Raw genomic sequence first — 24,102 nt, forward strand, 5'->3', positions numbered from 1 at the left:
TATCGCGGGGCGTGTCCGGGTAGTTGCTGGACATGGAGATCGGAATCGCCACCTTCATCACCGATGAAGGCATCAGGCCGGACGTCCTCGCCGCAGCCGCCGAAGAGCGCGGGTTCGGCTCGCTCCACATCGCCGAGCATTCGCATATCCCGGTCAGCCGGGAAACGCCGTATCCGGGCGGTGGCGACCTGCCGCGGATCTACTACCGGACCCTGGACCCGTTCGTCGCGCTGACCGCGGCGGCCGGGGCCACGTCGAAGCTGAAGCTGGGGACGGGCGTCGCGTTGCTGCAGCAACGCGACGTCATCCACACGGCGAAAGAGGTCGCTTCGCTCGACCTGGTTTCGCGGGGCCGCTTCGTCTTCGGTGTCGGCGTCGGGTGGAACCGGGAGGAAATGCGCAATCACGGCACGGATCCGCGCACCCGCGGCGCGCTCGTCGACGAGCAGCTCGCGGCACTGAAGGAGATCTGGACGAAGGACGAGGCCGAATTCCACGGCGAGCACGTCGACTTCGATCCGATCTTCGCGTGGCCGAAGCCGGTGCAGAAGCCGCATCCGCCCATCTACATCGGCGGCGCGGGACAGAAGGCGATGGAGCGGATCGCCAAGTACGGCGACGGCTGGCTGCCGCACGCCCACACCCCGCCGGAGGAGCTTCGCCGGGCGCGACAGTGGCTCGCGGACCAGGGTCGAAGCGACATCAGGTTCTCGGCCTTCGGTGCCACTCCGGAAGAGGACGCGTTGGGCAGGCTGGCCGAGGGCGGCGTCGACGAGGCGACGCTCTTCCTGCCGACCGAGCCCGAAGCGGCGACACTGGAACGACTCGACCAGTTCGCGAAGGTCACCGAGAGCTTTCGAAAGGGGCAGCAGGCGTGACTGAGGTTCAAATCGGCTTGGCCGCGGCACTGGAGCAGTTCTCGCCGCGTGAGTCGATCCGGCTGGCGGCGCTGGCCGAACAGCACGGATTCTCCGGCCAGATGGCCGCCGACCACTTCCAGCCGTGGGTCCCTCAACAGGGTGAAGCGTCGTTCGTGTGGAGCGTGCTCGCGTCGTTGGCGGAGAACACCACCGGCGACCTCGGGCCGGGGGTGACCTGCCCGTCGTTCCGGCTGCATCCGTCGATGGTCGCGCAGGCCGCGGCGACGCTGGAGGCGACCTACCCGGGCCGGACCTGGCTCGGCATCGGCTCCGGCGAAGCGCTCAACGAGCACATCATCGGCGGCTACTGGCCCGAGGCCCCCGAGCGCGTGCGGCGGATGTTCGAGGCGCTCGAGGTCATCCGGAAGCTGTTCACCGGCAAGGACGTCAAGCACAGCGGCGAATTCTTCAAGCTGCACACCACCCGGCTGTGGACACTGCCCGACGAGCCGCCGCCGATCTACATCGCGTCGGCGGGCCCGTACACCTCACGCAAGACCGGTGAGCTCGCGGACGGGCTGATCACGCCGGGCGCGTCAATCGAGAAGCTGGCGGGGATCCTCGACAACTTCGGCACCGGCGCGCGGAAAGCCGGCAAGGACCCGGACTCGATGCCGAAGCTGCTGCAGGTGCACCTGTCGTGGGCCGAGGACGACGAGACGGCGTGGGCCAACGCGCTCGACCAGTGGCCCAACGGGGGCATGAAGTTCCCGAAGGCCGACATCCGCTCGCCGTTCGACTTCGCGCAGATGGCGAAACTGGTGCGGCGTGAGGACTTCGAGGGCCGCATGGTCGTCTCGTCCGATCCGGACGTGCACCGCGCGGCGCTGCAGAAGTACGTCGACGCCGGGTTCAACCGGATCTACATCCACAACGTGGGCCGGAACCAGGACGAGTTCATCGAGACCTTCGGGCGGGACGTGCTGCCGAAGCTGACCGCCTGACCCGCCCCAGCGCGTGCTATGAAAGGTCCTTTCCTTGCAGAATTTGCAAGGAAAGGACCTTTCATAGCACGAGAGCGGGGTTGGTCGGGGCCTTTATGCTCCTGGGCGAGGTAATGGCGCCGGTGCCGAAGCCCTCAGGTGCCCACTCCGGAAGCCGCAGCTGCCGGGGCGGGTTGCGAAAGCCACTTTCGCAACCTTCAACGTTGCGAAAGTGGCTTTCGCAACGTCTTAGCCTGGCAGCACGGCGCGGGGCCGAGCTCGTGACTGGCGATTCGGATCGGAACCCGAATCGCCACTCACGAGGACGTCAGACGTTCTTGTCCAGCAGCAGGTGCACCGACAGTTCCAGCCGGTTCGCGACGTCGGCCGCCGACGCGCGCCGCGTCACCCAGGCGACCAGGTTCGCCATCCAGACGTCGGCGATGACGTGGAAGATGTCGCGGTCGGCCTCGGTCGGGTCCTCGATGCCCATGGCCTTGGCGAACATGTTCTCCATCAGCCGCCCCACCTGTTCGACCTCGGCGGCGGCGGTCGTGTCGGCGAACATGAACGCGCGGACCATGGCCTCGGTGAGGTGCGGGTCTCGCTGCATCAGCCGGGTGTTGCGGCCGAGGACGAACATCAGCCGCTCGCTCGGGGTGTCGCCGGGGATGGCCGCGCGGTCGAGTTTCTCCTGCGCGCGTTCGAATTCCCTGGCCAGCCCGGAAACCAGCAGGTGGATCTTCGAGGGGAAGTAGCGATACAACGTGCCGAGCGCGACGTCCGCCTTCTCGGCGACCGCCCGCATCTGGACGGCGTCGTAGCCGCCTTTCGCGGCGAGGGTGAGGGTCGCGTCGATGATGCGGCGCCGCCGGTCGCGTTGTGCCGCGGAGCCGAGTTCCTCGCCGCCCAGCGCGGAGAGACCATTGCCGCTGCGCGCTTTCGCGCTCGTGGGTGCCTTGGCCTTCCCTGGCATCGCCACGTCCCCCTTCGTCGGAACTTGTTCCACTTTCCTCACGTAGCGTACCTAAGCGGACGAACTGTTCAAGACGTGACCCACTGGGCAAGAAACTGTAACACGTTCTACACTCGCGGGTAGGTCCGGCGAGGAGGTCTCACCCGTGTCGATCGCGCTCACCGAAGAACAGGCGGCCCTGGCCGCGTCGATCCGGGCGTGGGCGGCTGCCGCCCGTCCCGTCGACGCCGTCCGAAGTGGCCGGATCACCGAGCCGCCACCAGGGCTGGCTGAACTCGGCCTGTTCGGCGTGGCGATTCCCGAAGACGTCGGCGGGGCCGGCGGGACACTGACCGATCTGGCCGCCGGGCTCGCCGAAGCGGCCGAAGCGCTCGTGCCCGGCCCGATCCTCGGGACCGCCTTGGGCGGCGCGTTGCTCGCGACGGTTCCCCAGGCCGCCAAGGAGATCCTGCCCGATATCGCGGACGGGACGGAACGGCTGGCGGTGGTGCTCGGCGGCGGCTTCCGTATCGCGGATTCGGTGGTCGACGGCAAATCGGGCCCGGCGCTCGACGTTCACCCGTCGGCGTGGACGCTGGTCTCCGACGGCGACGTCTCCGCGCTCATTCCACCCGGAGCGTCCGGAGTGGACATCGAGCCGGGCGAGCCGTTCGACGTCTCACGGCCGGTCGGCCGAATCCGGTGCGCGAAGGTGCGGGCCGAGGCGGTTTTCGAGGCACTGCCAGTGGATTCCTACGCCGCCACACTCGGCGCCGCGGAAGCCGCGGGGATCGCACGATGGTGTCTTCGGACCGCCGTCGAGTACGCGAAGGTGCGGGAACAGTTCGGCCATCCGATCGGGTCGTTCCAGGCGATCAAGCATCTGTGCGCGGAAATGCTGTGCCGGGCCGAAGCGACCGACGCGCTCGCGTGGGACGCGGCGAGAGCGGCCGAGGACCCGGCGCAGCACGCTCTCGCATCGGCGACCGCGGCGGCCTACGCGCTCGACGCGGCCGTGGCCAACGCGAAGGACTGCATTCAGGTCCTCGGCGGTATCGGCTTCACCTGGGAGCATGACGCGCACTTCTATCTGCGGCGCGCCGTGGCGCTGCGGCAGTGGCTGGGCGGTTCCGCCCGCTGGCGTCGTCGTGCCGCCGAACTCGCGCTGCGCGGCGACCGCCGGACATTGAGCGTCGACGTCGGCGAAGACACCGGACTCCGTGACCTGGCAGGCGAAATCGCCGCCTTGCCCGAACCCGCGCGGCGCGGCGCGCTGGCCGATTCGGGACTGCTGGCCCCGCATTGGCCCGCGCCGTACGGCAGGGGCGCCGGCGCGGCCGAGCAACTGCGGATCGACGCCGCCCTCGCCGACGCGGACATCCGCCGTCCCGACCTGGTGATCGGCGCCTGGGCGATCCCGACCCTGCTGGAACACGGCTCGGAGGCGCAGCGCGAACGGTTCGCCGTGCCCACGTTGCGCGGCGAGATCACCTGGTGCCAGTTGTTCAGCGAACCCGAGGCCGGCTCCGATCTCGCGTCGCTTCGCACGACGGCCCGGCGCGCCGACGGCGGGTGGCTGCTGAACGGCCAGAAGGTGTGGACCTCGCTCGCGCGCGAAGCCGATTGGGCGATCTGCCTGGCGCGCACCGATCCGGACGCCCCGAAACACAAGGGGATCACCTACTTCCTCGTCGACATGACCGCGGACGGGATCAGCACGCGCCCGCTGCGCGAGATCACCGGTGACGCCGTCTTCAACGAGGTGTTCCTCGACGACGTCTTCGTCCCGGACGAGATGGTGGTCGGGGAGGTCGACGGCGGCTGGCGGCTGGCGCGGACGACGCTGGCCAACGAGCGCGTGGCCCTCGGGAGCGGGTCCGCGGTGGGGGAGGGCGTCGAGAAACTGCTCGCCACCCTGGGCGAGGACGCCGATCGGGAGCGGCTCGGCGCGCTGATCGCCGACGGCAGCGCGTGTTCGATGCTGGACCTGCGGGCGACACTGCGGCGGCTCGACGGCCAGGATCCCGGCGCCGAGTCGAGTGTGCGCAAACTGCTGGGCGTGCGGCATCGGCAGGCGGTGGCGGAGTTCGCGCTGGAGTCGCTCGGTGAGCGCGCCCTCGTGGACGGTGACCCCGCGCAGCACGAGTTCCTGCTGACGCGGTGCCTCAGCATCGCGGGCGGGACGACGCAGGTGCTGCTGTCGCTGACGGCCGAGCGGTTGCTGGGGCTGCCTCGGTCCTGAAAGTCCCGGTCACGCCCTTTTCGCGTGCCATGAAAGGTCCTTTCCTCGCAAATTTTGCCAGGAAAGGACCTTTCATGGCACCGGCGGCCGAGGGATGTCGGTCCCGTGCTCTAACGTGCGGGTCGTGGAGTTCGGCACAGGAACCCAGGCCATCTTCGTCCCCTCGGATCCCCCGCGGGACGGTGTACTGGCGCTCTGGGGAGACGGCGTAGCGGGTGACACCGCGATCGAACTCGTGCTTCCGGCGGGCAAGGACAACAAGGTCTTCCGGCGCACGAAGGTCGACGCGGCACTCGTCCCGTTGTCACGCGCGATTCCGCGGTTGCTCACCGCGGACGGTGAACTGAGCCCGGCCATCGCCGCGTGGTCGGCCGCCGCCGAAGCCGGGGTGAACCTCATCGCCCGCGGCAGGCTGCTGCCCGCGGCCTCACCCGGTGGGGTGGATTCGTGGCGGGTCGGGCCGCTCGACGTCGCCGACGAGGAGATGCTGCGCGGGCTCGCCGCCGCGCTGCCTCCCGAGGCGCACGCGCTGCCGTTGTCCGGGCTGAAGCGGATCCGGCTGCATTCGCCGGAGTCGCTGATCCGCGCGCTCTGGGACGCCACGGCGGACGTGCTGGTCCGCACGCCCGCCGCGAGTGTCGCGGCGGGCGGTCCGGCGTTCGCCGCGGCCGAGCCGACGCTGGTCGGGCCGGACGGTGCCGCGTGGCTGGCGGAGCTGAGCGCCCGGCAGGCCCAGGGCGCGCATCTCGTCCTGCGTATGGAGGTGCACGAGCCCGAAGACCCCGAGGGAGAGCCCACGTTCGCCGCCGTTCTCGCCGTGCGGAGCGCCGCCGATCCGAGCCTGATCGTCGAGGCGGCGACGCTGTGGGACGCGCCCGAAGCGGTGCTGGAACGGATGGGCGAGCAGGTCGAGACGCAGTTGCTTCTCGGCCTCCGCCGGGGCGCCAGGGCATGGGCGCCGCTCGGCCGCATGCTCCGGTCCGCCGCGCCGACCGGGCTGGTGCTGGAGTACGACGAGGTCGTCGACCTGTTGACCCACGGGGACGCGGCGCTGGGCGGCGCCGGCATCGAGGTGCAGTGGCCGAAGGACCTCTTCGCGGGCGAGCTCAAGGCGAAGGCGAGCGCGACGCAGGTCCCGGGCAGCGTCACCGGGCCGGAGTTCACGCTCAAGAGCCTGCTGCAGTTCCGCTGGCGGCTGAGCCTCGGCGACGAAGACCTCACCGACGCCGAGGTCACGGCGCTCGCGGAGGCGAAGCGGCCGCTGGTGCGGCTGCGAGGAAAATGGGTCAAGGTCGATGCGCGCCTGCTGGCCAAGGTGCGTGCCCACCGCGCGAAGAAGCTGTCCGGAGCCGAGGCGCTGGCAGCGGCGCTCACCGGCGAATTGGAGCTGGACGGCGAAAAGGTCGCGTTCACCGCGCCGTCGGCGGTGACGGGGCTGCTCCAGCGAATCCGGGAAAGCGCCGCGGAACCGATCGAGCAGCCCGCGGATCTGAAGGCCACCCTGCGGCCGTATCAGAAGGCGGGCCTGGCTTGGCTCGCGACGATGACCGGGCTCGGTCTCGGCGCCTGCCTCGCCGACGACATGGGGCTCGGCAAGACGATCCAGCTCATCTCCCTGCACCTGCATCGCCGTCCGCTCGGCGAGGGGCCCACGCTCGTCCTGTGCCCGACGTCGTTGCTCGGCAACTGGGAACGTGAATTCGCCCGGTTCGCGCCGGACATCCCGGTACGCCGGTTCCACGGCGGCGGGCGGCATCTCGACGAGGTCGCGCCGGACGAGGTCGTGCTCGCCACGTACGGCGTCCTCCGCCGGGATCGCGGGACACTGTCCGAAGTGGACTGGGGGATGATCGCCGCCGACGAGGCACAGCACGTCAAGAATCCGCTTTCGGTCACCGCCAAGGAACTGCGGAAGATCCCGGCCGCCGCGAAGGTCGCGCTGACCGGGACGCCGATGGAGAACCGGCTCACCGAACTTTGGTCCATCGTGGACTGGACGACGCCGGGACTGCTCGGCTCGCTGGAAGGTTTCCGCCGCAAGGTCGCCCGCCCGATCGAACGCGACCGTGACGTCGCCGCCACCGAGCGTCTCGCCACGACCGTGCGCCCGTTCCTGTTGCGTCGCAAGAAGACCGACCCGGACATCGCCCCCGAACTGCCGCGCAAGACCGAGACGGACCGGTTCGTCCCGCTCACCGCCGAGCAGACGACGCTGTACGAGGCCGTGGTCCGCGAGAATCTCGCGATGATCCGCGAGCTGGACGGGGTGGCACGGCGCGGGCAGGTGCTCAAACTGCTCACCGAGCTCAAGCAGATCTGCAACCACCCGGCGCAGTACCTCAAGGAACCCGGCGTGCTGCACGGCCGGTCCGGCAAGCTGGCCGCGTTCGAGGAACTGCTCGACGTCATCCTCGACGAGGGCGACAGCGTGCTCGTGTTCAGCCAGTACGTCCAGCTGTGCCGCCTGCTGGAGAAACGCCTGGCCGAACGCGGGCTGCCGACGATGCTGCTGTCCGGGTCGAGCACGCCCAAGGTCCGGGAGGACATGGTCGCCCGGTTCCAGGCGGGCGAGGTGCCGGTGTTCCTGCTCTCGCTCAAGGCGGGCGGGGTCGGGCTCAACCTGACCAAGGCCACCCATGTGATCCACTACGACCGCTGGTGGAACCCGGCGGTCGAGGACCAGGCCACCGACCGCGCGTACCGGATCGGGCAGGACCGGCCGGTCCAGGTGCACCGGCTGATCGCCGAGGGCACGCTCGAGGAGCGCATCGCCAAGGTGCTGGAAACCAAACGCGGGCTGGCGGACGCGGTCATCGGCGCGGGCGAGAACTGGATCACCGAACTGTCCGACGACGAACTCGCCGACCTCGTCCGGCTCGGGGAGCCCTGATGCCCGGCGTGACACGACGGAAACGGCGCACCTTCGGCAACACGTGGTGGGGCGCGGCATGGGTCGAGGCCCTGGAGGAACGCGCCAAACTCGATCCGAACCGGTTGCCGCGCGGGCGGACGTACGCGCGCAAGGGCACGGTCAGCAAGCTCGCGGTCGGCGAGGGCGAGGTGACGGCCTGGGTTCAGGGAAGCCGGGCGGTGCCGTACCGGGTGACCATCCACATGCGGGCGTTCACCGGACCGCAGTGGGAGAGCCTGCTCGGCATGGTCGGCTCTCGGCTCGGGCACGTCGCCGCCCTCCTCGACGGCGAACTGCCCGGTGAGCTGGCCGAGGACGCCCGAGCCGCCGGCGCGGATCTGCTGCCGGGTCCCGGAGATCTGCGCCCGAAATGCTCCTGTCCCGACAGCGCGAACCCGTGCAAGCATGTCGCCGCGGTGTACTACCTGGTCGCGGACGAGGTCGACGCCGATCCGTTCGTCCTGTTCCTGCTGCGCGGCAGGCCGAGGGAGGCCGTGCTCGCGGAACTGAGGTCCCGCCGCGCCCCCGCGAGCGCGCCGGGCAAACGGGTACGTGCCCCCGCCGCGCCCGGGGTGGACCCGAAACGCGCGTACACCCGGCGGATCGCCGCGCTCCCGCCGCGCCCGGCCGTCCCGGGCACGGTCGGGCCGCCCGCGGTCCTCGACCTCGACCCGCCGCACCGCACCGGCTGGAGCGGCGAGATGTTCGTCGAACTGGCGGCCGACGCCGCCGCGAGGGCCTGGGAGCTGCTGGTCATGGGCCCCGAACGCGAGGTGGAGCCGTCGTTCGAGGAAGACCTGGCACGCCGCGCGGCGGCGAGCGACCCGGATGTGGTCGCCGAACTCGCCGAGGCGGCCGGGGTCGCGGTGCGGGAGCTGGCTCTCTGGGCACAGGCCTGGCGTGAGGCGGGCCGGGGCGGGATGGCGGTGGTCCGGGAGGCCTGGCGGCCCGCGCAGGCGCCGCTTGCCCAGGCCAAGGCGGACCTCGCCGAATCGGGGCTGCCGGGGACGCCGAAGACCTGGCGGAACCGGATCACCCAGGGCGACCTGCAACTGCGCTACGGCCGGGACGAACGGTGGTACCGCTTCGTGCGAGACGGCGAGGGCTGGCGGGTCGATGGCCCGTCTTCCGCTCGCCCGACGGACGTGATCTACCCTCCCTGATCCTCGGGCCCGGCCGGCAATGACGGCTGGTGTCCCGAAAGTGGCTTTCGCGACGCCCGGCGGCGAGCGTTGGGGCAACCCGGACCCACGCTGGGCCGCGCCGGTCCCGCCCCAAGCCGCAGGTTGCGAAAGCCACTTTCGCAACCTTCAACGTTGCGAAAGTGGCTTTCGCAACCTCGCACCGCGGCCGGACAACGCCACTCACGGGGTGGTGGAGTGCCGCCGCCAGGTGCGGTAGCTCCACTCCAGGAACCGTTCCACCCCGCGGACGACGTGGGCGCTGCGGATCGAGGGGAAGACGTCGAAGGCGTGCTGCGCGCCGGAGATCTCCGCGTACGCGACCTCACGCCGGGATTTGTCCCGCAGGCGCCGCACGAATTCGCGGGCCTCGCCCACCGGCACCAGCAAGTCGTGGACGCCGTGGATGACGAAGAATGGAGGCGCCTCCTCGGTGATCCGGTCCAGCGGCGACGCCGCGATGTAGTCGTCGAGGAACTGCACCGGATCCCGGTCCGCCTCGAAGACGTGCCGGGCGATCAGCGTTTTCAGCCGGGCCTGGCTGGAGCGCCGTCCGCTGGTCGCGGCGAAGTCGTACACGCCGTAGTGCGGGGCGCACGCCTGGATGCTGGTGTCGGCTTCGGTGAAGCCGGGCTGCAGTGCCGGGTCGTTCGCGGTCAGGGCCAGCAGCGCGGCGAGATGCCCACCCGCGGAACCGCCGGTGACGGCGACGAACGACGGGTCGCCGCCGTAGGACTCGGCGTTGTCCCGGATCCAGGCCAGCGCGCGTTTCACCGCGACGATATGCGCGGGCCAGCGGGCGGCGGGGGACAGCGGATAGTTGATCGCGATACAGATCCAGCCGCGTTTGGCCATGTGCAGCATCAACGGCAGGCCCTGCTGGTCCTTGTTGCCGATCACCCAGGCGCCACCGTGCACCTGCAGCAGGATCGGCGCGCCGGTGACCGGTTCGCGCGGGGCGTAGATATCGAGCAGGAACCGCTTCCCGCCGGGCGCGTAGGCAATGTTGCGGGTCCGGCGGACGTCGGGGTCACGCATGCGGAACGGCATGGCCAGCTGGCCCCACGGGGTCGCGAGGTCGGTCGGGCTCGGCGGGTGCTCGAGTTCGTCGGTGTAGGCCTTGCCGATGCCTTCGGTGAGCGCCGTCTCGATCTCGTCTCGGGCCCGCTGGGACTGCGCGATCAGGGTGCCGAGCCCGGCCGCGGACGCCGCCGCGAGGGCGAGCCCTGCCTTGCTCGATCCGCCCCGGTGCCGGGCGACATGTGCCGCCGCGTCGGCCGCGGTCAGCGCGAGCAGATGCGGCGCGAGCTCCCCGGTGAGCCAGCCCGCGAAGAACGCCGGAATCGCTGTACGCGCACCTCGTGGCGGCTTCAGCGCGTTCGCGGTGAGCGCGAGCTGGAGTGCCTGACGGACGACGAAACTCGGGTGCATGGGCACCGATCCTACCGCCGGGTGACCGCCTAGAACGGGTTGCAAAATTCACTTAAGGTGCTACTTATGCAGAGATTGAGCGGTCTGGACGCGAGTTTCCTCTACCTGGAGACGCCGGCCCAGGTCCTGCACATATGCGGGCTGCTCACGTTGGACGGTTCGACGATGCCCGGTGGCTACGATTTCGACCGCTTCAAGGAGAAACTGGCCGAGCGGGTCGAGCTGATCCCGGCGTTCCGGCGCAAACTGCACAATCCACTCTGGAATCTCGCGCATCCGGTCTGGGTCGAGGACGAGGACTTCGACCTCGAAGCCCATGTTCACCGGATCGGCGTACCCGCTCCCGGTGACCGGCGGGAACTGGCCGAGCTCGCCGCCCACATCGCGGGACAACGGCTGGACCGCACGCAGCCGCTCTGGCAGTTGTACGTCATCGAAGGCCTGGCCGGCGGCGGGATCGCGGTCCTGCTGAAGATGCACCACGCCAGCGTCGACGGGGTCGGCGGCGCCAGCCTGATCAGCTACCTCGCCGGGCTCGAGCCGGACGCCCCGCCGCCGGAGATCGCGAAGGACGAACGGGACAACGCGGGTGTTCCCGGCAGGCGCGCGCTGTTCGGCGCGGGGCTGACGTCGTTCGCGAAACGACCGGTCGAACTGGTGAAGCTGCTGCCCGACCTGTTCGAACTCGTGCCGAGGTGGCTGGGGAAAGCGTTGCAGGGCAAGGGAATGCCGGTCCCGTTCACCGCGCCGCGCACGTCGTTCAACGGGACGATCACCGCGCACCGCAGTGTCGCCTACGCCTCCCTCGCCCTCGACGACGTCAAGCAGGTCAAGGACGCCTTCGGGGTGACCGTCAACGACGTCGTCCTCGCCGTGGTTTCCGGCGCGCTGCGGCAGTTCCTGCGAGACCGAGGCGAGCTGCCGGAGGATCCGCTGGTGGCGACGGTGCCGGTGTCGGTGCACGGCCGGACCGAACGCGAGCACGGCAGCAACAAGGTCTCGGCGTTCTTCGCGTCGCTGCCGACCCATCTCGACGATCCCGCCGCGCGGCTGTTCATGCTCGCGGAATCCAACCGGCTGTCCAAGGACCACCACCACACCATCGACGCGGACATGCTCCAGGACTGGGCGCAGTTCTCGGCGGCGACCATGTTCGGCCTCGCGGTGCGCGCGTATTCCGCGCTGCGCCTGGCCGAACGGCATCCGGTGGTGCACAACCTGGTGGTCTCCAACGTGCCCGGGCCGCCGATGCCGCTGTACCTGCTGGGCTGTCAGGTCACCGGGCTCTACCCGCTCGGCCCGGTGTTCCACGGCGCTGGGCTCAACGTCACCGTGCTGTCCAACGCGGGCAGGGTCGACGTCGGCCTGCTCGGCGCGCGGGAACTCACCGGCGACCTGTGGCCGCTCGCCGACCACTTTCCCGACGCGCTCGCGGAACTGCTCAAAGCCACCTCCTAGATCCTCACCCCTTGCCGTCGCGGCTCCTTCCGGTTAAGACTAGAACAGGTTTCAATATTGTGCCCGTTCGCCCCGGTGAGGAGCCAGTGTGGACTTCCAGTTCGACGAGACGCAGACCGAGGTCACCGCGCTGGCCGCACGCGTCCTCGGCAAGGAGCGCGAGCCCGCGGACACGTGGCGCGCGCTGGCCGACGCCGGTCTGCTGGCGCTGGCGCTGCCCGCCGAGCTCGGCGGTGACGGCCTGGGCGTCGCCGAAGTCGCCTTGGTGCTGACCGAACTCGGGCGCGTCGCCTCGCCGACGCCCGCGCTGGCGTCGCTGGCGTTCGGAGTCCTGCCGGTGACCGCGCTCGGTGGCCCCGATCAGCGCTCGGCGTTGCTCCCGCCGGTCGCCGCGGGCGAAGCCGTGCTCACCGCCGCGCTGCACGAGCCTTCCGCGCCGTTCACCACCCGGCCCGCGACCGTCGCGGAGTCGGCGGGCGACTGGCGCCTGAGTGGCGTCAAGATCGGGGTGCCGTTCGCGGCGGAGGCGACCCGGATCCTGACGCCCGCCTCGCTGCCCGGCGGCACCGGCGTCTTCCTGGTCGATCCCCGCGCGGACGGCGTGACGCTGACGCAGACGGGAACCTCTTCCGGCACGCCGGACTACACGATGACGCTCGATTCGGTGACCATCACCGACGCCGATCTCCTCAACGGGCACGGCCCCGGCGAGTCGATCGCGACACTGCACCGGTTCGCGCTCGCGGGCGCCGTGGCGTTCGGCGACGGGCTGCTCGCCGGCGCGCTCGCGCTGACCACTAAACACGTCGGCGAACGTGAGCAGTTCGGGCGTCCGCTGGCGGCGTTCCAGGCGGTGGCGCAACAGATCGCGGACGTCTACGTCGCCTCGCGGACGGTCCAGGTGGCCGCGCGGTCGGCGGTCTGGCGGCTCGCGGCGGGGCTCGACGCCGAGGCGGAGCTCGACATCGCGGCGTACTGGCTGGCGGAGGAGGCGCCGACGGCGCTGGCCGTCTGCCATCACCTGCACGGCGGGATCGGCGTGGACGAAACGTATCCGCTGCACCGGTTCTCGTCGGCGGTCAAGGATCTGGGACGAACGCTCGGCGGCGCCTCTCATCGGCTGGCCGGACTGGGCGAACTGGTGGCGGGGTGACCGATGCTGATCGAACTGACCGCGGCGCAACACCAACTGCGCTCCGAACTGCGCAAGTACTTCGCCGGGCTCGTGAGTGCCGACGAGCGGCGCGCGATGCTGCGGGAGCGGCACGGCCCGGTGTATCGCGAGATCGTGCGGCGGATGGGCCGCGACGGCTGGCTCGGCGTCGGCTGGCCGGAACAGTACGGTGGCCGGGGGTTCGGTGAGATCGAGCAGCACCTCTTCGTCGACGAGGCCGCCCGCGCCGACGTCCAGCTGCCGTCGGTGACCTTGCAGACCGTCGGGCCCACCTTGCAGGCGTACGGCACCGAGGAGCAGAAATCCCTGTTCCTGCCCAAGATCCTCGCCGGTGAGGTGCATTTCGCCATCGGTTACACCGAGCCCGACGCGGGAACGGACCTCGCCGCGCTGCGCACGACAGCGGTGCGCGAGGGGGACGAGTACGTCGTCAACGGCCAGAAGATCTTCACCACCGGCGGGCACGACGCCGACTACATCTGGCTGGCCGTGCGCACCGCGCCAGACGCGCCGAAGGCGCTGAAACATAAGGGAATCTCGATCCTCATCATGGACACGCGCGATCCTGGCTATTCGTGGACGCCGATCATCACCTGCGACGGCGCCCACCACGTGAACGCCACCTACTACTCGGACGTCCGCGTGCCCGCGAACATGCTGGTGGGCAAGGAGAACGAGGGCTGGCGGCTGATCACCACGCAGCTGAACCACGAACGCGTCATGCTCGGCCCCGCCGGGCGGATCGGCGGTCTCCACGACCGCGTCCGCGACTGGGCGGCATCGAGGAAGGCGCCGGACGGCATGCCCTTGCTTCAGCTGCCCGACGTCCGCGCCGTGCTCGCGGAAACCCTGGCGACCGCCCGGGTCAACGAACTGCTGAACTGGCAGGTCGCGGCGTCGTCGGCGACCGGACCGGTGGCGGTGGCCGACGCGTCGGCCACCAAGATCGTCGGCTCCGAGCGCATCCAGCGGCTGACCAGGAAACTGGAGGAGATCGTGGCGCGACACGGCGATCAGGCCGATGCCGAAACCGCGGAACTGGCGCGGTGGCTGGACGTGGTGGCCAAACGCAATCTGGTGCTGACCTTCGGCGGCGGAGTCAACGAAATCCAGCGCGAGCTGATCGCCACCGCCGGTCTCGGCCTGCCGAGGGTGCCGCGATGAGCATCCAGGAAGCCGCCGAAAGCATCGCCGCGCGCGGGGAATCCGCGCCGAGGGCCGCGCGCGACGCGGTCAACCAGGCGATGGTGAACAACTGGGTCGAAGCCATCGGCGACCGCAATCCGGTGTACGTGGACGAAGAGTTCGCCGCCAAGAGTGTCCACAAGGGACTCGTCGCGCCGCCCGCGATGGCGCAGGTGTGGACGATGGGCGGGCTGCACTGGACGAGGGCGTCGGACGATCCGCTCGGCGCGATGATGGAGGTGCTCGACGAAGCCGGGTTCACCTCGGTCGTCGCGACGAACTCCGAGCAGAACTACTTCCGCTACCTCCGGCACGGCGAGCGGGTCGAAGCGACCGCGAAACTCGAGAGCGTCGTCGGGCCGAAGCGCACCGCGCTGGGTGAAGGCTGGTTCGTGACGACGAAGACCACCTGGTACGTCGGCGACGAGGCCGTCGCGGACATGGTGTTCCGGGTGCTGAAGTTCCGTCCGCCGGGCGCCGAGCCCGCCAAGGCGGCCGCCCCGGTACTGCGGCCGGTGATCAGCAAGGACACCGAGTTCTTCTGGTCGGGGCTGCGTGACGGGGAACTGCGGATCCAGCGGTGGGGCGAGACCCTGCGGCATCCGCCCGGCCCGATGCCGCCGGACGGTGACTTCGACGCGAAGCCGGACTACGTCGTCGCGTGCGGACGGGGCACGGTCTACAGCTACGTGGTGCATCACCATCCGAAGGTGCCCGGCAAGGATCTGCCGTTCGTGGTCGCGCTCGTCGAACTGGAGGAGGGCGTCCGGGTGATGGGCGAGCTGCTCGACGCCGATCCCGAGGCCGTCCACATCGGTCTTCCGGTGCAGGCGGCCTTCGTGAAGGTCGACGAGGAACTGACGTTGCCCGCTTGGAGGGTCGCGCGATGAAGGACTGTTCGGTCGGCACCGAGCTGCCGCCACTGAAGATCGAGGCCACCCCGACGTTCGTGGTGAGCACCGCATTGGCGACCCGTGATTTCCAGGACGTCCACCACGACCGCGACGCCGCCGTTCAGCGCGGCTCGAAGGACATCTTCCTCAACATCCTCACCGACACCGGCCTGGTGCAGCGGTTCGTCACCGACTGGGCGGGACCGGAAGCGTTCGTGCGGTCGATCAAGATCCGGCTCGGCGTGCCCTGCTACGCCTACGACACGCTGACCTTCACCGGACGGGTCACGGAACGGGACGGCGACGACGTGGTGGTCGCGGTGTCCGGTGTGGACAGTCTCGGTGAGCACGTGGTGGGCACCGTGGCGCTGACGCTGGGAGGCGAGTGATGACCCTGTCCGGACGGGCGGCCATCGCCGGGATCGGTGCCACGGAGTTCTCCAAGGATTCCGGGCGCAGCGAGCTGCGGCTGGCGGCGGAAGCGGTATCGAGCGCGTTGAAGGACGCGGGACTCACTCCGTCCGATGTGGACGGTCTGGTGTCGTTCACCATGGACGGCAACAGCGAGATCGCCGTCGCGCGGGAACTGGGCATCCCCGAACTCGAGTTCTTCAGCCGGATCCACTACGGCGGCGGGGCCGCGGCCGCGACCGTGCAGCAGGCCGCGATGGCCGTCGCGACCGGGGTCGCGGACGTCGTCGTCGCGTACCGGGCGTTCAACGAACGGTCCGGGATGCGGTTCGGTCAGGTGTCCTCGGCCGCGGCGGGGCAGGTGAACTCCTCCGGCGTCGACAACGCGTTCCACTACCCGATGGGGATCGCGACCCCGGCCGCGACCGTCGCCATGCTCGCCCGGCGCTACATGCACGAGTACGGCGCGACCAGCGAGGACTTCGGCCGGGTGGCCGTCGTCGACCGTGCTCGCGCGGCGACCAACCCCAAGGCCTGGTTTTACGGCAAGCCGATCACACTCGAAGAGCATCAGGCTTCCCGCTGGGTCGCCGAGCCGTTGCATCTGCTGGACTGCTGTCAGGAGAGCGACGGCGGGGTCGCCCTGGTGGTCGTCAGCGCCGAGCGGGCGCGTGACCTGCCGCACCGGCCCGCCGTGATCGCGGCGGCCGCGCAGGGGAGCGGGCCGGACCAGTACGTGATGACCAGCTACTACCGAGACGATCTCCCGGCACTGCCCGAAATGGGCGTCGTGGGACGGCAGCTGTGGCAGCAGTCCGGGCTGGGGCCCGGCGACATGGACCTCGCCGTGCTGTACGACCACTTCACCCCTTATGTCCTGATGCAGCTGGAAGAACTCGGCTTCTGCGGAAAGGGCGAGGCCAAGGACTTCATCGGCGGCGGGACACTGGAACTCGACGGGAAACTCCCGCTCAACCCGCACGGCGGGCAGCTGGGGGAGGCCTACATCCACGGGATGAACGGGATCGCCGAAGGTGTCCGGCAGCTCCGGGGTGACGCCGTCAACCAGGTCGACGGTGCTTCGCGGGTGCTGGTGACCGCCGGCACCGGTGTCCCCACGAGCGGACTGGTGCTGACGGCGGGCTGAGATCACCTCAATGCCCGATGGTGTACTAGAGCGGTACCTGCCACGGTGAAAGGGTTACCGGCCGGGAGGTGCCATGTCTGGACCAATCGTCGTCGCGTGGGCCCTGACCGCGGTGTTCGCCGCGCTGGTCCTGCCCTGCGTGCTGAGACTCGTCCGGTTGGACTACGGCAGGCAGGGCGCGGCGGTCCGCAACGGCGACCTGGCCGAACTGCTGCTCGTCGTCGCCATGGTCGCGATGCTGTCCCCGGTCGGCGGCCCGATCCCGGCGGCGGGCTGGCAGGCGGTGCTGGCGCTGACCGCGGGCTGGTTCGCCGTCTCGTGGTGGAAGGGGCGGCGGTCCGGGCACGCCTCGTGCGGGCACCACGCCGTCTCCGCCACCGCGATGCTGTTCATGGTGACGTTCATGCCGCACAGTGACGTCACGCACGGTCCGTGGCTGGTGATGTCCGGGCCCGGCGGCACTTCGGCCTTGTGGCTATCGCTGGTCTTCGGTGCCGTGGCGGCGTATTTCGCGGCGGACGCCGTGCGCGCGGGAGTACTCGCGGCGCGGGGCGCCGGGGAGTCCGGTCAGCTGTCGCGGCAGGTGTGCCGGGTGGTCATGGGGCTGGGGATGGGCTACATGCTGCTGGGCGCGGCCGTCTGACGTCCCTGAGTGTGTTGCGAAAGCCACTTTCGCAACACTCGACGTTGCGAAAGTGGCTTTCGCAACGTCGCCGGGGACGAGTGACTCGCTTACGAGGCGGGGATGCGGCGCACGACCCCGGCCTCGGCGGTGCCCGCGTCCGGCAGGCCCTCGGCCGGGTTGTCCGCGGCCCACTTCGCGGCGTTGGCGATGTCCTTGTTCAGCGCGACGATCAGCGCCTCCGACGACGGGTACGCCTCCTGCTCGCGCAGGTGGTGGCCCAGCCAGACGGTCAGCACCTCGCCGTAGAGGTCACCGCCGAAGTCCAGCAGATGCGCCTCGACGAGCCGGTAGCCGTCCGCGCCGTAGTAGGTCGGCCGCCTGCCGACCGAGACCGCCGCCGCGATCCGGGTGCCGTCGGCGCGTTCGGCCCAGCCCGCCCACACTCCGTCGCCGACTTGGCCGTCTTGGTCGCGCAGCGCGATGTTCGCGGTCGGGAAGCCCAGCTCCCTGCCCCGCTGATCGCCCTTCTCCACCTGGCCACGGACCACGAAGTACTCCGCCGTCATGCCGCTCCCGTCCCCTGCCGTCACGAAAGCCATGAATACCATGCCTCGCCGTCCGGGGTCGACCGCCGTTCACGCCGCGGGAGACGTCCACTGTGTACTGAATCACGTGGTGACGAGGCGGTACCCGAGGTCGAGTTCCGTCCGGCCGAGCAGACCGACGTGATGCCGGTGCCAGTGCCCGTCCGCGAGATCGGCGCGCAGCCGCTCGACCGCCGTCGCGACGACGTTCCGGTCCAGCAGCGCCACCCCGGACATCCCCGCGCGCACGCGCTCGGACAGGTAGGCCTCGGGCCTGCGCCAATACGCGCCGAGGAACCCGTCGACGCAGTCCGACGGCACCGGCAGCGGAGTCACCGAAGGCGTCCGCCCGGCCGCGGTGAGTTCCTCGACGACCCGGTCGAGACAGGCCAGCCTGCTTTCGTGTTCGGCGATCTCGGGCAGGTAGTCCCGCACCAGCCAGAACCGCGCGAACACCGCCTGATCCCAGGTCACGATCACCTGGCGGCGGGACACGCGCCGCAGTTCGGCCAGCCCGGCGGTCACGTCCGTCCAGTGGTGCACGGTCAGCACCGCCAAGGCGGCATCGAAGGCGCCGTCGGGGAAGGGCAGTCCTTCCGCGCACGCCTGCACGGCCGGGGCCGCGGTGGACGGACGCTGCGCGATCATCCGCCACGACGGCTCGACGGCCACCACGGCGCGGTCTTCCGGCTCGTAGGAACCGGCTCCGGCCCCGACGTTGACCACCGAGCGCGCGTCGCCGAGAGCGGCGGTGACGGCGGCCGCGATGCGGGGATCCGGGCGTCTCGATCGCGTGTAGTCCCGGCCGAGTTCCGCATACGGGTCCGAGATCAAGGGGCGCACCTGCCCGAGTCTAGCCAGAGCCGCTACCTGCGGGGACGATGATTCAGTCTGTCGTGGTCAAGAAAGTGTCGGAAAGGACCGGTGCCTCGTCCCGGTCCGGTGCCGTGGTGGTGATGACCAGCCCGGCGGGCTCGCGCCAGACGCGGGTCCGCAGCGGTTCGCCGGGGAAGACGACGCCGGCGAACTTGGCCGAGAACGACGCGACGCGGGCGGTGTCGCCGTCGAGGAATTCGTCGGTGACGGCCTTCGCGATGACGCCGTAGGTGCACAGCCCGTGCAGGATCGGCTTGTCGAACCCGGCCGCCGCGGCGAACGCGGGATCGGCGTGCAGGGGGTTGCGGTCCCCGCAGAGCCGGTAGAGCAGCGCCTGCTGCGGCAACGTCGGCGTGTCGATGACCGCGTCCGGCTCCCGCGACGGCAGTTCGAGGCGGTCGGACGGGCCGCGTTCACCGCCGAATCCCCCTTCGCCACGGGCGAAGAGGCTCGACCGCAACGTCCACAGTGGAGTTCCGTCCGAATCGGTGGCGACCGTCTCGTTCACGATCACGGCCGCCTTGCCCTTGTCGAAGACGTCGACGATCCGGGTGCGCGCCACGGCCTTCCCCGACACCGGGATGGGCCGGTGCGCGATCACCTCCTGCTTGCCGTGCAGCACTTTCCCGAGGTCGACCTCGACACCGGGGAACGAGACAGCGGGCGGCTCGAACACGCGCAGGTTCGCCGCCACGGTGGCGAACGTCGGCAGGACCTGGAGGCCGTCCTCGTAGGTGTAGCGCAGTTCGCGTGGGCTCGTCGGATCCGCGCCCGCGCCCAGCGCCAGGTGGTAGAGCTGCACGTCCGACGCGGTCCAGGCGAAGCTCACCTCGCCGAGGTCGGCGCCGATGGCGACCGAGGGATCGATGGGCACGGGGAACTCCTACTCGTAGGTGACGGTGACCTCGTCGGTCAGCGGCAGGGACTGGCACGCCAGCACGATGCCTTCGGCGATGTCGTCGCCGTCGAGGACCTCGTTGTTCAGCATCTTCACCTCGCCGGAGGCGACTCGGCAGGCGCACGCGCTGCACTGGCCCTCGCGGCACGAGTACGGCGCGTCGAAACCCTTTTCCAGCAACAGGTCCAGCAGTTTCGTCCGGCGCGGCCAGTCGAGCTTCTTCGTCTCCCCGTCGAGGGTGACTTCGACCGACGCCGGCGTCTCGGCCTCTTCGACGGCTACGGGCTCGGCCACCTCGAACGGGTTCCCGCCGAGGGAAAGGAAGCGCTCCAGGTGGATCCGCTTGCGCGGCAGCTCGAGGTCCTTGAGCACGGTGCGCGCGGCGTCCATGAACGGTCCCGGGCCGCAGATGAACGCCTCGTACGCGGTGTACGGCGCCACCAGGGCACGCAGATGCGCTTCCGTCGGCAGTCCTTGCAGGCTCTCCAGCCAGTGCACGACGACCAGCCGGTCCTGGTGCCGGGCGGCGAGATCCGCCAGCTCCCGGGCGAAGATCACCGACCGCTCGTCGCGATTGGCGTACAGCAGTACTGCCTTGCCGGTGCCGTGCTCCAGCGCGGACTTGAGGATCGACATCACCGGCGTGATACCGCTGCCGCCCGCGAGCAGCAGGAAGTCCTCGTCGAGCGACGCGGGACTGAACACCCCGGCCGGCGGCAGGACCTGGACCTCTTGACCGGCCTGGAGGTTGTCGCACAGCCAGTTCGACCCGTAGCCGTCGGCGGTGCGTTTGACGGTGACCTGCACCCGGTCCTCGTGCGGCGCGCTGGAGAGCGAGTAGCAGCGGGCCACCGAGCCGGTCCGTTCGCTCGGCACGCGGACGGTGAGGAACTGCCCTGGGGCGTAAGCGAAAACGGACAAGTGCTCGGCCGGGATCTCGAACACGATCGACCGCGCGTCGGCCGTCTCGGTGATCACTTCGGCCACGGTCACGGTGACGGGACCACTCATTCGGGCACCTCCAGCAGGCCGTCCTTCAACGCGGCGTCGATGCTGTCGCTGAGCTTGCCACAGGTGTCGAGCAACGCCGTCTGCGCGCCGGAAGCCTTCTGCTCGGCGAACACCGGGCAGCTCCGGGACGCGTCGGTCGTCCACTGGATACTGGTGTGCTGCACGCTGTTCTTCTTGACCAGCACACAGGTCCCGCACGCGCGGCAGCTCAGCGGCTGAAGCCCGGCGGTGAGGAACTCGACGGTCTCGGGCTTCACACCCCGGCCTCTTCCGCCTGCTGCCGCGCCAGGTTCTGGGCCACCTCCGCCGCCCAGACCTCGTTGGCGCGGCTGGTGTCCACTTCGAACTCGAAGCGCTGTGTCATGTCCTCGGTGACGTCGGCGGCGTCCACATAGAACTGGTCGTACCAGCGGCGCAGCTGGTAGACCGGCCCATCTTCCTCGCACAGCAACGGGTTGTCGATCCGGGTCTTGTTGCGCCAGATCTCCACGTCCTGCAGGAAGCCGACGCCGATGCCCTTGGCGAACTTCCCGGCGATCTTGTCCGCGTGCTCGTCGGAGACACCCTCGAACTTCTTCACGCTCACGCCCCACTGCAGCACGAACGAGTTCTCGGTGACCGGGTAGTGGCAGTTGATCAGCACGTTCTCGATCTCGAAACCCTGGTACGTGTTGAGCAGCTTGTTGATCATGTACGACGGCCCGAAGTACGACGCCTCCGACCGCAGCAGGTTCTCCTCGCCGCCGTAGTTCGACGCCATTCCCTTGTCCGGACGGCCCTTCGTGTTCAGGTACTGCGTGGCGATATGCCCCTCGAACACGTTCTTGAAGTAGGTCGGGAAGGCGTAGTGGATGTAGAAGAAGTGCGCCATGTCGACCATGTTGTCGATGATCTCACGGCAGTTGGAGCCCTCGATGAGCACCGAGTCCCAGGTCCAGTTGCTCCACTCGCCGGTGAACACGCCCTCGATCCGCGGGATGACGACGTTCTCGGGCGGCGGGTTGCCCTCCGGGTCGTGCCAGACGAACAGCTGCTTGTTCTCCTCCAGCACGGTCCACGACTTCGTCCGCGCCCGCAGCGGAACCCTTTTCGCGTAGGGGATCGAGACGCATTTGCCGTTGCCGTTCCAGCGCCAGTCGTGGAACGGGCAGGCGATCTCGTCGCCCTTGACCTCGCCCTGGGTGAGGTCGCCGCCCATGTGACGGCAGTACCCGTCGAGCACGTTCAGCTTGCCGGACGAATCGGCGAAGACCACCAGTTTCGTCCCGAACGCGGTGATGGCGTGCGGCTTCCCGTCGCGGAACGGCTCGGCCAGGCCGAGACAGTGCCAACCGCGCGCGAACCGCGAAGGGGGCGCGCCCGCGTCGATCTGCCGTACGGATTCCGTCGTCATCGGCTGCCTCCCGCTGGTATTTTCAGGTGGTGAACCCGCGGCCGCGATCGACGTCGCCACGGCGCTGGTCGGCTGAACATGTCACTTTGCGCTCGCCGGGCGCCGTGGCACCGCGATAGCGGGGCCGTCGGCAGGGGCGGGTTCACGCGTATGGTCACCTTTGTCCGATACATTTCAGCTCCGCCTACTGGCGACTGCCGTGATCTTGCTGCGCGAGATGCTCGGCCGCAAGATAGCCGAACACCATCGCCGGGCCGATCGTCGCGCCGGGGCCGGCGTAGGTGCGGCCCATCACCGCCGCGCTCGTGTTGCCCGCCGCGTAAAGTCCGTCGATCACCGACCCGTCCTCGCGCAGGACACGCGCGTGCGGGTCGATCCGCAAACCGCCCTTCGTGCCCAGGTCGCCGGGTACGATCTTCACCGCGTAGTACGGCGCGACGTCCAGTGGGCCCAGACTCGGGTTGGGCTTGTTCCGCGGGTCGCCGTAGTAGTGGTCGTACGCGCTGCGCCCGCGGTGGAAGTCCTCGTCCACGCCGCTCCTGGCGAAGCCGTTGAACCGCTGGACAGTGGCCTCCAGCGCGTCGGCCGGGACCTCGATCCGCTCGGCGAGCTTCGCGATCGTGCTCGCTTTGACCGCGATGCCCGCTTTGAACCAGCGTCCGGGCAGCGGCTGGCGCGGGCCGAGGCCGGTGAACATGTACCGGTTGCGGTTGCGCTGATCGAACACCAGCCAGGTCGGGATGTTCTCGCCAGGGCCGTCCCCTTCGCCGTACATCGCGTGCACGGCCTCGACGTACGGCGCCGATTCGTTGACGAAGCGTTCGCCGCGTGCGTTGACCATGAGGCAGCCCGGCCGCGACCGCTCGGCGAGCGCGAACCACGGGCCGCCGGTCAGCGGAATGGACGGGCCCCACCAGGCGTCGTCCATCAGGTCGACGGCCGCGCCGAGGTTGAGCCCGGCGTCGATGGCGTCGCCGGTGTTGGCCTCGGCTCCGACGGTCCACTCCGTACCGATGGGCGCGCGCTGGTACTTGACTCGCATCTCTTTGTTGCGCTCGAACCCGCCCGCGCCGAGGACGACGCCGAGCCGCGCGCGGATCGTCTTCTCCTCGCCCTCGTGGCGGACGACGACGCCGGTCACGCGGTCGCCTTCGCTCTCCAGGTCCACCAGCGGAGTGTTCAGCCAGACGGGGACATCCGCCCGCCGCAGTCCCTCGCGCAGACCGGCCGCAAGCGCTTGCCCCATGGACAGAAGCCGCTGACGGCGGATCCGGCCCGTGAGCCAGCGTCCGCCGAGGCTCAGCACACGGAGGATGCCGCGCGGATGCCGGGCGAGCAGGCTCAGCCACCGGTAGTCCGCCTGGGTGATCGGGGCGCCGAGCGGGGGAGCGCTGTACGGCGGCTCCAGGTTCGCCAGCTCCGGACCGAGCAGGTTGCCGTCGAGCGCGGCCGGTTCGACCGACCGTCCGCCGGCGCGCCCGCCGGGGGCCTCCGGATGGTAGTCCGAGTAACCGCGGACCCAGCGGAAGCGCAGCGGTGTCTTGTCGCACACGAAGGACAGGACCTCGGGGCCGCGGTCGAGGAAGGCCGACCGGAGTTCGGCGGGGACGACGTCACCGACGATCGCTTCGAGGTATTCGCGCGCCCGCTCCGGGGGCTCGGAGATCCCGGCCGCCCGCAGTGCGTGGTTGCCGGGGATCCAGACGCCGCCGCCGGAGCGCGCCGTCGAACCGCCGAAATGGGCGGCCTTCTCCACGACCAGGACCTCGAATCCCCGGTGGGCTGCGGACAGTGCGGCGGTCATCCCGGCGGCACCACTGCCGACCACGATCACGTCGTACTCCATACGCCCCTCACCTGAAACACGTTGTAGGAAGCATGTAG

Annotated in this window: 21 protein-coding genes; 12 read left to right on the forward strand and 9 right to left on the reverse strand. The window is 69.8% G+C overall.

What is annotated here, in order from left to right:
- Positions 1-32: 32 nt before the first annotated feature.
- Together ACLJQ7_RS40100 and ACLJQ7_RS40105 are read left to right on the forward strand one after the other, a co-directional pair.
- Complete coding sequence (locus tag ACLJQ7_RS40100) at positions 33-878, forward strand: LLM class F420-dependent oxidoreductase (RefSeq protein WP_410653416.1); 846 nt, start codon at positions 33-35, stop codon at positions 876-878.
- Positions 875-1,864: a TIGR03557 family F420-dependent LLM class oxidoreductase gene (locus ACLJQ7_RS40105; protein WP_007033688.1), complete on the forward strand. Its 990-nt coding sequence runs from the start codon at positions 875-877 to the stop codon at positions 1,862-1,864. Before ACLJQ7_RS40100 ends, ACLJQ7_RS40105 begins: the two co-directional genes overlap by 4 nt.
- 307 nt (positions 1,865-2,171) lie before the next feature.
- Here ACLJQ7_RS40105 and kstR read toward each other — a convergent pair whose 3' ends face one another.
- A complete protein-coding gene (kstR, locus tag ACLJQ7_RS40110; protein ID WP_038523880.1) occupies positions 2,172-2,819 on the reverse strand; it encodes a cholesterol catabolism transcriptional regulator KstR in 648 nt (215 codons plus the stop codon).
- Between the two features lie 145 nt (positions 2,820-2,964).
- Between kstR and ACLJQ7_RS40115 the strand changes: the two genes are divergently transcribed.
- The 3 genes from ACLJQ7_RS40115 (at position 2,965) to ACLJQ7_RS40125 (ending at position 9,114) form a co-directional block, all read left to right on the forward strand.
- Positions 2,965-5,040 carry an acyl-CoA dehydrogenase family protein gene (locus ACLJQ7_RS40115; RefSeq protein WP_410653417.1) on the forward strand — a complete coding sequence of 692 codons (2,076 nt, stop codon included), beginning with the start codon at positions 2,965-2,967 and terminating at the stop codon, positions 5,038-5,040.
- A gap of 115 nt (positions 5,041-5,155) precedes the next feature.
- Entirely contained in the window at positions 5,156-7,930 is a 2,775-nt protein-coding gene (locus tag ACLJQ7_RS40120) for a DEAD/DEAH box helicase (protein WP_410653418.1), read from the forward strand.
- Complete coding sequence (locus tag ACLJQ7_RS40125) at positions 7,930-9,114, forward strand: SWIM zinc finger family protein (protein WP_410653419.1); 1,185 nt, start codon at positions 7,930-7,932, stop codon at positions 9,112-9,114. Before ACLJQ7_RS40120 ends, ACLJQ7_RS40125 begins: the two co-directional genes overlap by 1 nt.
- A 201-nt stretch (positions 9,115-9,315) precedes the next feature.
- Here the strand turns inward: ACLJQ7_RS40125 and ACLJQ7_RS40130 are convergent, their stop codons facing one another.
- Positions 9,316-10,563: an alpha/beta hydrolase fold domain-containing protein gene (locus ACLJQ7_RS40130; protein ID WP_410653420.1), complete on the reverse strand. Its 1,248-nt coding sequence runs from the start codon at positions 10,561-10,563 to the stop codon at positions 9,316-9,318.
- 66 nt (positions 10,564-10,629) lie between these two features.
- On the opposite strand from ACLJQ7_RS40130, the gene ACLJQ7_RS40135 reads away from it, so the two are divergent.
- From ACLJQ7_RS40135 to ACLJQ7_RS40165, 7 genes are all read left to right on the forward strand, one after another.
- The gene (locus ACLJQ7_RS40135; RefSeq protein ID WP_410653421.1) at positions 10,630-12,021 is read left to right on the forward strand and encodes a WS/DGAT/MGAT family O-acyltransferase; all 1,392 of its coding nucleotides are present in this window, start codon (positions 10,630-10,632) and stop codon (positions 12,019-12,021) included.
- Between the two features lie 88 nt (positions 12,022-12,109).
- A complete protein-coding gene (locus ACLJQ7_RS40140; RefSeq protein WP_410653422.1) occupies positions 12,110-13,174 on the forward strand; it encodes an acyl-CoA dehydrogenase family protein in 1,065 nt (354 codons plus the stop codon).
- Positions 13,175-13,177: 3 nt separating this feature from the next.
- Positions 13,178-14,359 carry an acyl-CoA dehydrogenase family protein gene (locus ACLJQ7_RS40145; RefSeq protein ID WP_410653423.1) on the forward strand — a complete coding sequence of 394 codons (1,182 nt, stop codon included), beginning with the start codon at positions 13,178-13,180 and terminating at the stop codon, positions 14,357-14,359.
- Positions 14,356-15,270 carry a bifunctional MaoC family dehydratase N-terminal/OB-fold nucleic acid binding domain-containing protein gene (locus ACLJQ7_RS40150; protein ID WP_410653424.1) on the forward strand — a complete coding sequence of 305 codons (915 nt, stop codon included), beginning with the start codon at positions 14,356-14,358 and terminating at the stop codon, positions 15,268-15,270. The genes ACLJQ7_RS40145 and ACLJQ7_RS40150 overlap by 4 nt, the downstream gene beginning before the upstream one ends.
- Complete coding sequence (locus ACLJQ7_RS40155) at positions 15,267-15,662, forward strand: MaoC family dehydratase (protein WP_410653425.1); 396 nt, start codon at positions 15,267-15,269, stop codon at positions 15,660-15,662. Before ACLJQ7_RS40150 ends, ACLJQ7_RS40155 begins: the two co-directional genes overlap by 4 nt.
- The gene (locus ACLJQ7_RS40160) at positions 15,662-16,831 is read left to right on the forward strand and encodes a lipid-transfer protein (protein WP_410653426.1); all 1,170 of its coding nucleotides are present in this window, start codon (positions 15,662-15,664) and stop codon (positions 16,829-16,831) included. The genes ACLJQ7_RS40155 and ACLJQ7_RS40160 overlap by 1 nt, the downstream gene beginning before the upstream one ends.
- A 73-nt stretch (positions 16,832-16,904) precedes the next feature.
- A complete protein-coding gene (locus tag ACLJQ7_RS40165; RefSeq protein WP_410653427.1) occupies positions 16,905-17,474 on the forward strand; it encodes a DUF5134 domain-containing protein in 570 nt (189 codons plus the stop codon).
- Between the two features lie 89 nt (positions 17,475-17,563).
- Here the strand turns inward: ACLJQ7_RS40165 and ACLJQ7_RS40170 are convergent, their stop codons facing one another.
- From ACLJQ7_RS40170 to kstD, 7 genes are all read right to left on the reverse strand, one after another.
- Positions 17,564-18,022 (reverse strand): riboflavin kinase, encoded by a 459-nt coding sequence (locus tag ACLJQ7_RS40170; RefSeq protein ID WP_410653456.1) that lies wholly within the window; start codon positions 18,020-18,022, stop codon positions 17,564-17,566.
- A 102-nt stretch (positions 18,023-18,124) separates the two neighbouring features.
- Positions 18,125-18,874: a class I SAM-dependent methyltransferase gene (locus tag ACLJQ7_RS40175; protein WP_410653457.1), complete on the reverse strand. Its 750-nt coding sequence runs from the start codon at positions 18,872-18,874 to the stop codon at positions 18,125-18,127.
- Positions 18,875-18,926: 52 nt separating this feature from the next.
- Positions 18,927-19,790, reverse strand: a complete 864-nt coding sequence (locus tag ACLJQ7_RS40180; protein ID WP_410653428.1) for a MaoC/PaaZ C-terminal domain-containing protein — start codon at positions 19,788-19,790, stop codon at positions 18,927-18,929.
- A gap of 9 nt (positions 19,791-19,799) precedes the next feature.
- Positions 19,800-20,825 carry a 2Fe-2S iron-sulfur cluster-binding protein gene (locus ACLJQ7_RS40185; protein WP_410653429.1) on the reverse strand — a complete coding sequence of 342 codons (1,026 nt, stop codon included), beginning with the start codon at positions 20,823-20,825 and terminating at the stop codon, positions 19,800-19,802.
- A complete protein-coding gene (locus ACLJQ7_RS40190) occupies positions 20,822-21,082 on the reverse strand; it encodes a hypothetical protein (protein ID WP_410653430.1) in 261 nt (86 codons plus the stop codon). The genes ACLJQ7_RS40185 and ACLJQ7_RS40190 overlap by 4 nt, the downstream gene beginning before the upstream one ends.
- Positions 21,079-22,218 carry a Rieske 2Fe-2S domain-containing protein gene (locus tag ACLJQ7_RS40195; protein ID WP_410653431.1) on the reverse strand — a complete coding sequence of 380 codons (1,140 nt, stop codon included), beginning with the start codon at positions 22,216-22,218 and terminating at the stop codon, positions 21,079-21,081. Before ACLJQ7_RS40195 ends, ACLJQ7_RS40190 begins: the two co-directional genes overlap by 4 nt.
- A gap of 184 nt (positions 22,219-22,402) precedes the next feature.
- On the reverse strand, positions 22,403-24,064 hold the full coding sequence (gene kstD / locus ACLJQ7_RS40200) for a 3-oxosteroid 1-dehydrogenase (protein ID WP_410653432.1): 1,662 nt from the start codon (positions 24,062-24,064) through the stop codon (positions 22,403-22,405).
- Positions 24,065-24,102 lie beyond the last annotated feature (38 nt).

It is taken from the genome of Amycolatopsis sp. cmx-4-54 (assembly GCF_046548895.1).
Taxonomy (GTDB): Bacteria; Actinomycetota; Actinomycetes; order Mycobacteriales; family Pseudonocardiaceae; genus Amycolatopsis.